The sequence below is a fragment of the Janthinobacterium sp. SUN033 genome (assembly GCF_030397595.1).
Lineage (GTDB): Bacteria > Pseudomonadota > Gammaproteobacteria > Burkholderiales > Burkholderiaceae_D > Janthinobacterium > Janthinobacterium kumbetense.
The window spans coordinates 952,912-965,619 of sequence record NZ_JAPQNV010000001.1 but is presented as its reverse complement, the minus strand read 5'-3'; the positions used below and the strand labels follow the sequence as shown (position 1 = coordinate 965,619).

Here is a 12,708-nt window from a genome sequence, read left to right as displayed (position 1 = left end):
GCCATGAGCCACGCGGCCACCTTGACGCCCGAGGTGCTGACGACCCTGATCGCGCTGGTGCGTCAGCATACGGGCATCGCCATGACGGCACGCAAGAGCGTCTTGCTGGAACGGCGCTTGCAGCCACGGCTGCAGGCGCTGTCCCTGCACAGCTACCAGGCCTACCTGGACCGCGTGGCCAGCGACCGCGACGAGGTGGCCCATTTCATCGACCTGGTGACCACCAACGACACCCTGTTCTTCCGCACGCCGTCCATCTGGGATTACTTCCGCGACCGCTACCTGCCCGCCTGGGCGCGCGCGCATCCGGACGGCTGCCTCGCCATCTGGTCGGCGGCGGCCGCCAGCGGCGAAGAACTGTATTCGATCGCCATGCTGTGCGAGCAATTCAAGCTGCAGGCGCCCGCCTTCCGCTACCAGATCCTGGCCAGCGACATTTCGCAGCAGATCCTGGGCGCGGCGCGGGCCGGCCAGTACAGCGGCCGCTCCGTCGAGCGCATCCGCCTGTCGCATCCGGACTTGCTGCGCAAATATTTCACGCCCGCGCCGTACGGCGTCAAGGTCAACGAGGAATTGCGCCAGCACGTCAGCTTTGCCCAGCATAATCTGCTGGAAGCGCTGCGCCCGGCCCAGCGCTTCGACCTGGTCTTCCTGCGCAATGTGCTCATTTATTTCGACGCCGAGCACCAGGAAACCGTGCTGCGCCAGGCGCGCCTGAGCCTGAAGGACGAGGGACGGCTGATCTTGGGCGAGTCGGAAACCATCGCCCGCCTCGGCACCGGCTATCAATTCGAGTTTCCCATGATTTATAAGGCGGGTACCGCATGAGCATCATCATCGAGCATAACTTGCCACTGCAACATGTTGGCATGGGGCAACTCAGCGTGGGCACACAGGGCGAGCAGCTGCAAGCCTTGCTCGGTTCCTGCATCGGCATCGGCTTCATCTGGAAAAATGGCCCGTGCTGCGGCCTGGCCCACTGCCTGCTGCCGGAAGCGCCCGGTACCGCCGGCGCCCCTGGCGCTCCGAATGCACGCTATGTGAGCCAGGCCGTGCCCTCGCTGCTGCGCCTGATGGGCGTGCGCCAGGCCGATTACGCCGATATCGAAGTAGTGCTGGCGGGCGGCGCCAGCATGTTTGGCCCGCGCAACGGGCGCTTGCAAGTGGGCCGGCAAAACGCGGAAGCGGCGCAAAAATACCTGGACCAATGCGGCTTGCACGTCAGTTTTTGCGCGCTGGGCGGCCGCTACGGGCGCCAGTTGCTGATCGATTGCGCCCGGCACAGCTATGCCGTCACCGATGTGGTGGCGCAACCCGAATTGATTCCACGCAAGGAAGGCGCATATGGATATGCATGAAGCAACGGGCTTGCAAGCGCAGGGCGCCAGCGACACGGCCACCGAACTGTTCGGGTCCTTCCACCTGGGCGACGATGAATTCGCCCTGCCCGCCAGTTGCATCCGCGAGGTCGTCAATTACCCCGCCAAAGTCACCGCCCTGCCTCTGTCGCCCGCGTACCTGGAAGGCATGTTCACCTTGCGCGGCAGCGTCATTCCGGTGGTCAATCTGGGCCGCTTGTTCCGCGCCGACGCGCCGCGCGCCGTGGCCACGGACAAGATCGCCATCCTCGATTTCCAGCAAGTGCTGATCGGCATCGTTTTCCAGGATACGGGCGAAATCCTGCGCGTGCCCGCCAGCGCCCGCAGCGCCCTGCACTATGCGGCCGGCGACAGCCACGCCGTCATCGCCGGCACGATCCTGCAGGACGGCGGCGCGCGCCTGCTGCAGGTACTCGACCCGCACGCCCTGCTGCGCATCGAAAACGTGCCCCACGTGCTGGCCCTGCAGGCGACGGGCGCCAGGCTGAGCACGTCCCGCTATCACGCGCAAAGCGAACGCCGGCAGTGCGTCAGCTTCCATGCGGCGGGCGCCACGTTTGCCTTCGAAATGCTGGCCATCCAGGAAATCATCCGGGTGCCGGAACTGCACAGTTCCCTGCTGAACAGCGAACTGTGCCTGGGACGCATGCATTTTCGCGGCAGCCAGGTGGCCGTCGTCGATTTCGGCGCCCTGCTGCAGGCGGGCGAGCCCGGCAAGGCAGCCACCGGCGACCAGCGCATCATCGTCGTGCGCCTGGAGGACACGACCGTGGGCTTCCTCGTCGACTCCGTCGACAGCATCGTGCATTTCTTTGGCGACGAAGTGCTGCCGATTCCCCTGCTGAGCAAGGCGCGCGCCGCCATGTTTGCCGGCTGCATCACGAAAGAAGGCCTGGGCGACATCATTTTCCTGGACCACAAGGAAATCCTGTCGCAGGCGGAGATCGTCGAGATGCGCGACGGCCACGCGCGCCTGTACCCCAGCGACCCGGAAACGGCCACCGCCGCCACGCGCAAGGCGCAGCGCCGCGTCTACATCACGTTTACGGTGGAAACCCGCTTCGCCGTGGAAATCGGACAAGTGCGCGAAATCATCGATTTCAGCGGCGCCATCACCACGCCGCCGGGCATGCCGGCCTGCATGCGCGGCATGCTGAATTTACGCCAGCAAATGATCAGCATCATCGACTTGCGCCAGTTGTACGCGATGCCGGCCTTGCCGGACGCCAGCGCGGGCAAGATCCTGATCGTGGAACGGGGTGACGAGCGCTACGGTTTTCTCGTCGACCATGTCGATAACATCATGACGATTTCCGACAGCCAGCGCTTTGCGGCGCCGCAAATCATCCGCACGGGAGAACATGACGACTTGCGCAGCGAAATGGATGAAATGATCGATATCGGCACGGATGCGCAGCGCCAGACCCTGTCCGTCTTCCAGTGCGATCATTTGCTGGAAAAGCTGGGGTCGGCGCTGCCGCAGGCGGCCTAGGCTGCTTTACATGCCCGGCAGCTTGTGCCCCTTGAATTGCTCGCGCAGCTTGTTTTTCTGGATCTTGCCCGTGGCGCCCATGGGCAAGGCGTCGATGAACAGCACGTCGTCCGGCGTCCACCACTTGGCGATCTTGCCTTCGAAAAATTGCAGCAAGGCATCGCGCGTGACCGTCATGCCGGGACGCAACACCACCACCAGCACGGGGCGCTCGTCCCATTTCGGGTGGAACACGCCGATACAGGCCGCCTGCAGCACGGCCGGGTGCGCCATGGCCAGGTTTTCCAGGTCGATGGTGCCGATCCACTCGCCGCCCGACTTGATCACGTCCTTGCTGCGATCCGTGATCTGCATGTAGCCGTCCCCGTCGATGGTGGCCACGTCGCCCGTGGGGAACCAGCCATCCTGCAGCACCTCGCCGCCCTCGTTCTTGTAGTACGAGGAAATGATCCACGGCCCTTTCACCAGCAAATGCCCGTAGGCCACGCCATCCCACGGCAATTCCTTGCCATCGTCGTCGACGATCTTCATGTCCACGCCATAGATCGCATGGCCCTGCTTTTGCAGGATCTTGCGCTGCTCCTCCTTCGGCAAGTCCAGGTGCTTGGTCTGCAAACCGCCGGCCGTGCCCAGCGGCGACATTTCCGTCATGCCCCAGGCGTGGATGACCTCGATGTCGAACTTGTCGATCAGGGTATCCATCATGGCGGGCGGGCACGCGGCGCCGCCGATCACCGTGCGGCGGAAGGTGGAAAACCGCAAGTTATTCTGCAAGGCGTGATTGAGCAAGCCCAGCCAGACGGTGGGCACGCCGGCCGAGAACGTCACCTTTTCCGCCTCGAACAGTTCGTACAGCGACTTGCCATCGAGCGCCGCGCCGGGAAACACCATGCGCGCGCCGGACAGGGGCACGGAATACGGCAAGCCCCACGCATTCACGTGGAACATGGGCACGACGGGCAGCACGGTGTCCGAAGCGCGCACGTTCAGGGCGCTGGGCATGGCCGACGCGTACGCGTGCAGCACGGTCGAGCGGTGCGAATACAGGGCGCCCTTGGGGTTGCCCGTCGTGCCCGACGTGTAGCACAGGGTGGCGGCTGCATTTTCGTCGAACAGGGGCCAGGCGTAATCGTCGGAATGCGTGGCGATCAAATCTTCATAGCACAGCAGGTCGGGAATCGTGCTGCTGGCGGGCATGCGCTCGCGGTCGCACATCAGCACGAAGTGACGGACAAAGGTGCAGTCGGCGGCGATTTTCTCCACCACGGGCAAGAAGGTCAAATCGAACAGCAAGACCTGGTCTTCGGCATGGTTCGAGATGTAGGCGATCTGGTCGGGGAACAGGCGCGGATTGATGGTGTGCAGCACGGCGCCCGAGCCGGACACGGCATAATAGGCTTCCAGGTGGCGGTAGCCATTCCAGGCCAGGGTGGCGACCCGGTCGCCCATGCCGACGCCGAGGCCATGCAAGGCATTCGCCAGCCGGCGCGCGCGCTGGTGGCAATCGCGGTAGGTGTAGCGGTGCATATCGCCCTCCACCCGCCGCGAAATGATTTCGCTGCCTCCATAATGACGCGCTGCAAACTCGATAATGCTGGAAATCAGCAGGGGCTGATTCATCATCTGGCCCATCACTGGACTCAAGGGAAATGCCGACATCGTGTCTCCTGGGTTGGATACTCGGTTATTGTTGGAATTTAAAGATTTTCCTTAGTTTCGTACGGTCGTGCGGAAATCGTCAACGCATTTCGATATTGCATTGCAGCATGGAATTTTTGATTCCGTTTTTTGCCGCAGTGGCCCCCATTTCCGCGCCCGCCACGCAGCTTGGCGCCGTGCGGTAAAATCGCCTTCCAGGCTGGCGCACCTTGCCGGTCCCTCTTATCTGACTGGAATTGCCATCACCGCTCATACCTTACCACTGGATAACGCCTTTGCGGCCTTGCCGCCCGCGTTCTATACGCGCTTGATGCCCACGCCCCTGCCCGCCCCGTATTTCGTGGCCGCCAGCGCGCCGGCCGCCAGCCTGGTCGGCATCGATGCCGCGCGCCTGGCCGGGCCCGATTACGTGGAGCTGCTGAGCGGCAACACGGTTGCCGAGCGCTCGATTCCCCTGTCGGCCGTGTATTCGGGCCACCAGTTCGGCGTCTGGGCCGGCCAGCTGGGCGACGGCCGCGCCATCTTGCTGGGCGATATCGCCACCGAACACGGCCCGATGGAGCTGCAGCTGAAAGGCGCTGGCGCCACGCCGTATTCACGCATGGGCGACGGGCGCGCCGTGCTGCGCTCGTCCATCCGCGAATTCCTGTGCTCGGAAGCCATGGCGGCGCTGGGCATTCCCACCTCGCGCGCGCTATCCATCATGGGTTCGCAGCAAGGCATCATGCGCGAAACGGTGGAAACGGCCGCCGTCGTGACGCGCATGGCGCCCACTTTCGTGCGCTTCGGCTCGTTCGAACACTGGTTTTACCGCAAGAAGCCGGACGAGCTGAAAATCCTGGCCGATTACGTCATCGACGGTTTTTATCCCCATTTGCGCGCCGCATCAAATCCATATCAAGCCTTGCTGGCCGAAGTGTGCGTGCGCACGGCGCACATGATTGCTCACTGGCAAGCCGTGGGCTTCATGCATGGCGTCATGAACACGGACAATATGTCCATCCTGGGCTTGACGCTCGATTACGGCCCCTTCGGCTTCATGGAAGCGTTTGACGCCGAGCACATCTGCAACCATACGGACCAGCAGGGCCGCTATTCCTACGCCAACCAGCCGCAAGTGGGCCACTGGAACTGCTATGCGCTGGGCCAGGCCCTGCTGCCGCTGATCGGCGAAGTGGAACTGGCGCAGGCGGCGCTGGACGGCTACCAACCCGCGTTTGCGGACAAGATGAATGCCTTGCTGCGCGCCAAGCTGGGTTTGCGCACGACGCAGGACGACGACACGGCGCTGTTCGACAGCATGTTTGCGCTGATGCAAGCCAACCACGTGGATTTCACCAACTTCTTCCGCGCGCTGGCGACCTTGCAAGTGACCGCTCCCGAACACGACACGATGCTGCGCGACATGTTCATCGACCGCCCCGCCTTCGATGCGTGGGCGACGACCTACCGCGCGCGCCTGCTGCAAGAAAAGAGTATCGATGCCGAGCGCAGTGCAGCCATGAACCAGGTCAACCCGAAATACGTGCTGCGCAACTACCTGGCGCAAGTGGCCATCGAGAAAGCCCAGCAGCACGATTACACGGAAGTGGCGAAATTGCTGGAAGTTTTGCAAAAGCCATTTGACGAACAGCCCGAACACCAGCACTATGCGGCCCTGCCGCCCGACTGGGCCAGCCACCTTGAAGTCAGCTGCTCATCCTAAGGAGTCCTTATGACCACGAATAAAGTCAAGAAAACCGACGCCGAATGGCGCGCCATGCTCGACTCGATGCAATACGAAGTCACGCGCCACGCGGCCACGGAACGGGCCTTCACGGGCAAGTTCTGGGACCACCATGAACACGGCGTCTACACCTGCGTCTGCTGCAACACGCCACTATTTGCCTCGGACACGAAATTCGACTCGGGCTGCGGCTGGCCCAGCTATTTCCAGGCGCTCGACCCGGCGAATGTCACGGAAATCGTCGACCGCAGCCACGGCATGGTGCGCACGGAAATCGTCTGCGCCGTCTGCGACGCCCACCTGGGCCACGTGTTCCCGGACGGCCCGCCGCCGACCGGCTTGCGCTATTGCATCAATTCGGCTTCCCTGCGCTTCGATCCGCAGCCGTGATGCTGGCAATGGCTTGGGCCTTGCTCCTAAGCCATTCCTAAGATGATTTTAATAAGACCAGTGTAAAGTCTCGCCATGAAATTTCTATTCGACCTCTTCCCCCTGATCGCCTTCTTCACCGCCTTCAAACTGGGCGGCATGTATGAAGCGGCCACGCACGATTTCGTGCAGCAATATCTGTCCGGCTTCGTGTCCGGCGGCCTGATCAAGGCCGACCAGGCGCCGTGGATACTTGCCACCCTCGTCGGCATCGTCGCCACGGCTTGCCAGGTCAGCTATCTGCTGCTGCGCGGGCGCAAGGTGGACGGCATGCTGTGGCTGTCGCTGTTCATCTTTGTCGTGTTCGGCGGCGCCAGCATTTACCTGCATGACGATTTCTTCCTGAAATGGAAGCCGACCCTGATCTACTGGCTGTCCGGCCTGGCCCTCTTGATCGCCCACGTGGGTTTCAAGAAAAACCTGATCCGCAAGACCATGGAAGCGCAAGTGCAATTGCCGGATGCCGTCTGGAACCAGCTGCTGGCCGCATGGATCATTTTCTTCGGCGCCATCGGCGCACTGAACCTGTTCGTCGCCTTCGTGCTGTACAAGGGCGACATGGCTGCCTGGGTCAGCTTCAAGGCGTTTGGCGCGACGGGTATTTTCTTTGCCTTCATCGTGGCGCAAACCCTGTTCCTGGCCAAACATATCAAGGAAGACGCATGATGCACACCACCACCGAAAATACTTCGCCGGAAACGCGCATGCAGCGCATTCGTACCCGCCTGGAAACGGCACTTTCCCCTCTGGAATGCGTGCTGGAAGACGACTCGGCGCGCCACCGGGGCCATGCGGGCGCCGCCTCGGGCGGCGGCCATTACAATCTACGCATTATTTCTAGTCAATTTGAGGGGCTCAGGCTCGTCATGCGCCATCGACTGGTGTATGATTCCGTGCACGATATGATGCATAATGAGATACATGCATTGGCGATTGTGGCATTGGCGCCGTCCGAGGTAGCATAAGGATGGCGTTTTTGGCGTACCCGGATCACTTGGGTATGCCCTTGCTTCTGGCGCCATGCCTGGATTTCTTTCCATGCGTTTTTTACGAAACTTTCCCTAACAGGATTTAATAATGACTTTTAAGCCAGCCCGCTTGCTGATCGCACTACTCGCCGTTGTCGCGGTACCTGTTTTTGCGCAAAATGTTGCCGTTGTTAATGGCAAGCCTATCCCATCGTCGCGCGTTGATGCAGTCGTCAAGCAAGTCGTCGCCCAAGGCCAGCAACCGGATTCGCCGCAATTGCGCGAAATGATCAAGAAGGACTTGATCGGCCGTGAAGTGCTGATGCAAGAAGCGGAAAACAAAGGTTTCGGTAAAGATGCAGCAGTCAAGCAGCAAATCGAGAACGCGCGCCAGGCCATCGTCATCAACGCCCTGGTCGGCGACTACCTGAAAAAGAACCCGGTCAACGACGCGGAAATCAAGGCGGAATACGACCGTTTCGTGGCCCAGACCGGCGACAAGGAATACCACGTACGCCACATCCTGGTGGCTACCGAAGCGGAAGCGAAAGACATCATCGCCAAGCTGAAAGGCGGCGCCAAATTCGAAGACCTGGCCAAGCAATCGAAAGATGCCGGCTCGGCCGACAACGGCGGCGACCTGGACTGGGCAGCACCATCGTCCTTCCCGAAAGTCTTCTCCGACGCCTTCGTGAAACTGCAAAAAGGCCAAGTGACCGACACCCCGGTGCAAACGCCTAACGGTTTCCACGTGATCAAGCTGGACGACACCCGCGCGGCAAAACTGCCGACCCTGGAAGAAGTCAAGCCACAGATCGCCGAAGCGCTGCAGCAAAAGAAACTGCAAGCGTATCAGGAAGAAATGATCAAAAAAGCGAAAGTTCAGTAAGAACTGACCTCCCCGGCGCCCTTTTCGGCGCCGGTCGTGTATTCTGCGCCTGAATGCGTACTGCACGGCAGTCGCGATCTTTTGTATCGGTTTTTGTATACTTATTAGGAATGAACATGATTTTGAAGCCAGCCCGCCTGATCTTAGCCCTGGTCGCCGTTGTAGCGATCCCTGCGTTCGCGCAAAACGTGGCCACCGTGAACGGCAAGGCCATCCCTTCGTCGCGCGTCGACCAGGTCGTCAAGCAAGTCGTCGCCCAAGGCAAACAAGCCGATTCGCCGCAATTGCGCGAAGCCATCAAGAAAGACCTGATCGGCCGTGAAGTGCTGATCCAGGAAGCCGACAAGCAAGGCTACGGCACGCGTCCGGAAGTCAAGTCGCAGATCGACAATGCCCGTCAAAGCATCATCATCAACGCCCTGCTGGCCGACTACGTGAAGAAAAACCCTGTCAAGGACGCTGAAATCAAGGCCGAATACGACAAGTTCAAGGCACAAGCGGGCGACAAGGAATACCATGCACGCCACATCCTGGTCGCCACCGAAGCGGAAGCGAAAGACATCATCGCCAAGCTGAAAGGCGGCGCCAAGTTCGAAGAACTGGCGAAAGTATCGAAAGACGGTTCCGCAGCCAATGGCGGCGACCTGGACTGGGCTAGCCCAGCTTCGTACGTGAAGCCATTCTCTGACGCCATGGTCGCCCTGAAACCAGGCCAGGTCACGCAAACGCCCGTGCAATCGCAATTCGGCTTCCACGTGATCAAGCTGGAAGAAACCCGTCCGACGAAGTTGCCGGCACTGGAAGAAGTCAAGGGCCAGGTGGCCGAGTCGCTGCAACAGAAGAAACTCGCCGCCTACCGCGACGAACTGATGAAGAAAGCCAAAATCCAATAAGAATACCCGATCAAACCTACTGCGCGTCGTGACTTGCGGCCTGCGATGCTCACCGTACCTTCGTACGGTTGCGCTTCCCGGCCACAATTCACTTCCGCTCGCTACGGTTTTATCGGGCATTCTGCCCGGGTATAAAGCGCTCCACGGAGCGCTTTTTTTACGTCTGAAAAAAGCGAGATGCGATGGATTTACATGCAGAACTGAAGGCGGCGCTGGAAGCGGTTGCCGAACCGGGCCGTGCGGGCCCCATGCAAGCCTACATGCGCGACCAGTTCGTTTTCCTGGGCGTGGCAGCGCCGCAGCGGCGGATGGCCGCCAGGGGCTTGCTGGCGGGCTTGCAAGGCATCGGTGCCGATGCCCTGCTGGAACATGCGCAACTGCTGTGGCAACAGCCGGAGCGCGAATATCAGCACGTGGCGCTCGACATGCTGGCCCTGCACCGGCGCCAGCTGGGCATCGAACACCTTCCCGCCCTGCTGGCACTGGCGCGCCAGCGCGCGTGGTGGGACAGCGTCGACGGCATGGCGGGCATCGTCGGCGAGGTGCTGCAGGCGGAACGGCAGCGCAGCGGCGACGGCCATGCGCACATGGAGGGCGCCTTGCGCCATGACGACTTCTGGCTGCGCCGCATCGCCATGCTGCACCAGCTGGGCTGGCGGGCCGACACGGACGCCGCCTGGCTGTTCGGCGCGGCGCTGGCGCTGGCCCACGAAGACGAGTTTTTTATCCGCAAGGCCATCGGCTGGGCCTTGCGCGATTACGCGCGCCACGCGCCAGAGGCCGTGACGGCATTTGCCGACGCGCACCGCCAGCAACTGTCGGCGCTCAGCTACCGCGAAGCGCTGAAGCACCAGCCGCGCTGAAGGCCGAGCCGCCCAGCAGGCGCAGCGCGGCATCGATGCGCGGCGCGGCATCCCAGGCCGGCGCGGGCGCCAGCAAGCCCAGTGCCATCTGCCGCAAGGGCTCGGCAATCACCATGGCCAGCAGCAAGCCGGCCAGCTCCCGCCCATCCTGCAGCGCCAGATGGCCGCGCGCGGCCTGGCGCTGCAGCCAGTCGGCCAGCAGGGCCGTGCCCCGCTCGATGCCGTTGCGCTGATACACGGCAAGTAGATCCGCGCGGGCGGGAAACTCCGTGCACAGCAGGCGAAACAGTCCGACGGCGTCCGCCGTCAGCACGCGCCCGGCCATCGCCTGCAAGATCTCTTTTAACAGCGGCAACACCTCGCCAGGCCCGGCCGCATCGTGCGCCATGGCCGGCAGGAAAGCATCCGTCCAGCCGCGCACCACCAGGGCGACCAGTTCCTCGCGGTTGGCCGCGTATTGATACAGCGATTTCTTTGCCATGCCCGCATGGCGCGCCACCGCTTCCATGGTCGTGGCCGCATAGCCTTCGTTCAGCAGCAGCCAGGTGGCCGCCTGCACGGCCGCCTCGCGCGCTTCCTCGGGAGGCCGCGCCGGACGGCCCCGTCCGCGCAAAGCCTTGCTCTCTTCTTCCTGCATGCCAGCTCCAAGCTTGATCGATGAGCAATTTTACACTGAAACATATTTAGGAAACGCTAAACGTTTCTTTAATATATAATTGGCTCACCCCAACAAAGGAGAACGACATGACGCAGCATATTGAATTCCCATGGAGCATTACCAGCACGGGCGACTTGCTCGACCCATTTCCCCTGCACCTGGAAACGGGCGTCACGCGCCTGGAAAACGGTTGCCTGCTGGTGGCGGCGCGCACGGAACTGCACGGCTGCAGCGGGCGCATGCTGGACTGGTGGTTTACGTTTTTCGAGACGACGCAGCACATCAAATGGTGGCACCCGCACGATCACGTGGCCCATCATGGTTGGAACAGCGCGTGGAAAAAGGGAGAAAGTTACTACGGCGCCTCAATCGAGGCAGTGGAATCGCTGGGCGACATTCCGCCCGTGAAAGCCAAGCTGAAGTTCCATGATCCGAAGGATGTATTTGATACGGCGCAACTGCAACAGGCCAGGGACAGCGGCGCCCTGTCGGCCGCCATCTGCGCGCGCATCGGCTTCGGCGACCACGTGGTGCTCGACCCGCAGGGCGACCCGCTCGATGGCGAAATGCTGCACCTGACGCGCGACACCCCCACGGGCTGCGTGCTGCGCAGCCGCTTCTTGCTCGGCCGCAATAGCCTGAACCCCGTGCGCGACGTGCCCGACGTGCTGGGCCTGAACTTGCTGCGCCATTGCTACAGCGAATTTACCTACCTGTCGCGCTTCCTGCCATCCTTGTATTACGGCGAGCACGCGAATGGAGAGCAAGCCCCGTTGCCCTGGTAAAACATTACAGCCGCTTGTGCATGCGCGCCAGCGGCAGTTTGATGCCATCGGGCAAGTCCAGGTAAAACTCTTCCGTCACGGCAAAGCCGCTGGCCAGGTACAGCGGCACGCCAGGCAAGGTGGCGGCCAGTTCCAGGGCAGTAAAACCGGCGGCCAGCGCCTGGCGTTCGCAATGGCGCATCAGCATGCTGCCCAGGCCCTGACGGGCAGCGCCTGGCTCCACAAAGAAGGCGCGGATGCGGCCCGGCTGGCTGGCCGGATCGAGCAGCGGGTCCGGGCCGCTCTTGGCGCGGTCGGCGCCATACAGGGTGGCACGCCGGCTCCAGCCGCCGCAGGCCAGCATGGCGCCCTCCCGTTCGATGACGAAATACGTCTGGTCGGCAACGAGCTGCGTATCGACGCCGAACACGTGACGCGTCACGGACTCGGCCTGTTCCGGCGTATAAAACCCCGCGCTCAGCGCCACGCCGGAACGGGCGATCAGCGCGTTCATGGCAGGCACATCGGCCGGCAGCGCCACGCGCAAGCTGCTCAAAGCGCCAAAGCTGAACCAGGCGCGGCTGATGCGTTCCTGCTCCACTTCATACGTCGCCACCAGTTCCTGCGCCGACACGCCATCGTCCGTGTCGCCATGGACGATTTCATGGTCGATCACCAGCTTGCCGCAGGCGATGCGGTTGAGCAACTGCGCATGCGGTTTGCTGGCGGCGAAGCGGGCCGTGAAACGGGGGCCGATTTGCCCGCTGCCCGTGGCCAGCAAGGTATCGGGATGCTGGAATTGCTGTGCGTCATCGGCATAGATGGCCAGCAAGGCCGGCACGTCGTGCGCGTTGTAGGCGTCCAGTTGGGCCTGGACCACCGCGACGGGAGAAATGCGTGTATCGTTGGCAAGCGCCATGCGTGTACCTGTTGTGATGTGGGTGGAAAGTTGCAAAGCGTAACACTGTCGCTCCTGTCGCGGCGCGGT

At 62.1% G+C, this 12,708-nt stretch carries 14 protein-coding genes; 11 read left to right on the top strand and 3 right to left on the bottom strand.

The annotated features are described in order from the left end of the window. The first annotated feature begins 3 nt into the window (after window positions 1-3). Genes OX460_RS04515 through OX460_RS04505 form a run of 3 tightly spaced genes read left to right on the top strand, consistent with a single transcriptional unit; the run spans window position 4 to window position 2,871 of the window. Window positions 4-828 (top strand): protein-glutamate O-methyltransferase CheR, encoded by an 825-nt coding sequence (locus tag OX460_RS04515; RefSeq protein ID WP_289897821.1) that lies wholly within the window; start codon window positions 4-6, stop codon window positions 826-828. Continuing rightward, complete coding sequence (locus OX460_RS04510; protein ID WP_289897820.1) at window positions 825-1,358, top strand: chemotaxis protein CheD; 534 nt, start codon at window positions 825-827, stop codon at window positions 1,356-1,358. The genes OX460_RS04515 and OX460_RS04510 overlap by 4 nt, the downstream gene beginning before the upstream one ends. Continuing rightward, complete coding sequence (locus tag OX460_RS04505; RefSeq protein WP_257219017.1) at window positions 1,345-2,871, top strand: chemotaxis protein CheW; 1,527 nt, start codon at window positions 1,345-1,347, stop codon at window positions 2,869-2,871. Before OX460_RS04510 ends, OX460_RS04505 begins: the two co-directional genes overlap by 14 nt. Before the next feature lie 6 nt (window positions 2,872-2,877). Here OX460_RS04505 and OX460_RS04500 read toward each other — a convergent pair whose 3' ends face one another. Continuing rightward, window positions 2,878-4,530 carry a 3-(methylthio)propionyl-CoA ligase gene (locus tag OX460_RS04500; RefSeq protein ID WP_289897819.1) on the bottom strand — a complete coding sequence of 551 codons (1,653 nt, stop codon included), beginning with the start codon at window positions 4,528-4,530 and terminating at the stop codon, window positions 2,878-2,880. A gap of 262 nt (window positions 4,531-4,792) precedes the next feature. On the opposite strand from OX460_RS04500, the gene OX460_RS04495 reads away from it, so the two are divergent. From OX460_RS04495 to OX460_RS04465, 7 genes are all read left to right on the top strand, one after another. Continuing rightward, entirely contained in the window at window positions 4,793-6,235 is a 1,443-nt protein-coding gene (locus tag OX460_RS04495; protein ID WP_289898412.1) for a protein adenylyltransferase SelO, read from the top strand. A 9-nt stretch (window positions 6,236-6,244) separates the two neighbouring features. Continuing rightward, window positions 6,245-6,646: a peptide-methionine (R)-S-oxide reductase MsrB gene (gene msrB / locus OX460_RS04490; protein ID WP_034756083.1), complete on the top strand. Its 402-nt coding sequence runs from the start codon at window positions 6,245-6,247 to the stop codon at window positions 6,644-6,646. A 75-nt stretch (window positions 6,647-6,721) separates the two neighbouring features. Then, window positions 6,722-7,351, top strand: a complete 630-nt coding sequence (locus OX460_RS04485; protein WP_099411909.1) for a septation protein A — start codon at window positions 6,722-6,724, stop codon at window positions 7,349-7,351. After that, window positions 7,348-7,650: a BolA family protein gene (locus tag OX460_RS04480; RefSeq protein ID WP_251348613.1), complete on the top strand. Its 303-nt coding sequence runs from the start codon at window positions 7,348-7,350 to the stop codon at window positions 7,648-7,650. The genes OX460_RS04485 and OX460_RS04480 overlap by 4 nt, the downstream gene beginning before the upstream one ends. Window positions 7,651-7,762: 112 nt before the next feature. After that, entirely contained in the window at window positions 7,763-8,542 is a 780-nt protein-coding gene (locus tag OX460_RS04475; RefSeq protein ID WP_077404793.1) for a peptidyl-prolyl cis-trans isomerase, read from the top strand. 116 nt (window positions 8,543-8,658) lie between these two features. Next, window positions 8,659-9,435 carry a peptidylprolyl isomerase gene (locus OX460_RS04470; RefSeq protein ID WP_034756072.1) on the top strand — a complete coding sequence of 259 codons (777 nt, stop codon included), beginning with the start codon at window positions 8,659-8,661 and terminating at the stop codon, window positions 9,433-9,435. Between the two features lie 182 nt (window positions 9,436-9,617). Then, the gene (locus OX460_RS04465) at window positions 9,618-10,298 is read left to right on the top strand and encodes a DNA alkylation repair protein (protein ID WP_289897818.1); all 681 of its coding nucleotides are present in this window, start codon (window positions 9,618-9,620) and stop codon (window positions 10,296-10,298) included. Here the strand turns inward: OX460_RS04465 and OX460_RS04460 are convergent. After that, window positions 10,261-10,935, bottom strand: a complete 675-nt coding sequence (locus OX460_RS04460) for a TetR/AcrR family transcriptional regulator (protein ID WP_289897817.1) — start codon at window positions 10,933-10,935, stop codon at window positions 10,261-10,263. The genes OX460_RS04465 and OX460_RS04460 overlap by 38 nt on opposite strands. Window positions 10,936-11,042: 107 nt before the next feature. Between OX460_RS04460 and OX460_RS04455 the strand changes: the two genes are divergently transcribed. Further along, window positions 11,043-11,741 (top strand): hydrolase, encoded by a 699-nt coding sequence (locus tag OX460_RS04455; protein ID WP_180278785.1) that lies wholly within the window; start codon window positions 11,043-11,045, stop codon window positions 11,739-11,741. Between the two features lie 4 nt (window positions 11,742-11,745). On the opposite strand, the gene OX460_RS04450 is transcribed toward OX460_RS04455, so the two are convergent. Further along, entirely contained in the window at window positions 11,746-12,639 is an 894-nt protein-coding gene (locus OX460_RS04450; RefSeq protein WP_289897816.1) for a GNAT family N-acetyltransferase, read from the bottom strand. Between the last annotated feature and the right edge of the window lie 69 nt (window positions 12,640-12,708).

Coding starts and splice junctions, on each gene's coding strand:
- msrB (WP_034756083.1), top strand. CDS start 6,245: ATGACCACGAATAAAGTCAAGAAAACCGACGCCGAATGGCGCGCCATG.
- OX460_RS04465 (WP_289897818.1), top strand. CDS start 9,618: ATGGATTTACATGCAGAACTGAAGGCGGCGCTGGAAGCGGTTGCCGAA.
- OX460_RS04480 (WP_251348613.1), top strand. CDS start 7,348: ATGATGCACACCACCACCGAAAATACTTCGCCGGAAACGCGCATGCAG.
- OX460_RS04500 (WP_289897819.1), bottom strand. CDS start 4,530: ATGTCGGCATTTCCCTTGAGTCCAGTGATGGGCCAGATGATGAATCAG.
- OX460_RS04505 (WP_257219017.1), top strand. CDS start 1,345: ATGGATATGCATGAAGCAACGGGCTTGCAAGCGCAGGGCGCCAGCGAC.
- OX460_RS04450 (WP_289897816.1), bottom strand. CDS start 12,639: ATGGCGCTTGCCAACGATACACGCATTTCTCCCGTCGCGGTGGTCCAG.
- OX460_RS04485 (WP_099411909.1), top strand. CDS start 6,722: ATGAAATTTCTATTCGACCTCTTCCCCCTGATCGCCTTCTTCACCGCC.
- OX460_RS04460 (WP_289897817.1), bottom strand. CDS start 10,935: ATGCAGGAAGAAGAGAGCAAGGCTTTGCGCGGACGGGGCCGTCCGGCG.
- OX460_RS04515 (WP_289897821.1), top strand. CDS start 4: ATGAGCCACGCGGCCACCTTGACGCCCGAGGTGCTGACGACCCTGATC.
- OX460_RS04455 (WP_180278785.1), top strand. CDS start 11,043: ATGACGCAGCATATTGAATTCCCATGGAGCATTACCAGCACGGGCGAC.
- OX460_RS04470 (WP_034756072.1), top strand. CDS start 8,659: ATGATTTTGAAGCCAGCCCGCCTGATCTTAGCCCTGGTCGCCGTTGTA.
- OX460_RS04510 (WP_289897820.1), top strand. CDS start 825: ATGAGCATCATCATCGAGCATAACTTGCCACTGCAACATGTTGGCATG.
- OX460_RS04475 (WP_077404793.1), top strand. CDS start 7,763: ATGACTTTTAAGCCAGCCCGCTTGCTGATCGCACTACTCGCCGTTGTC.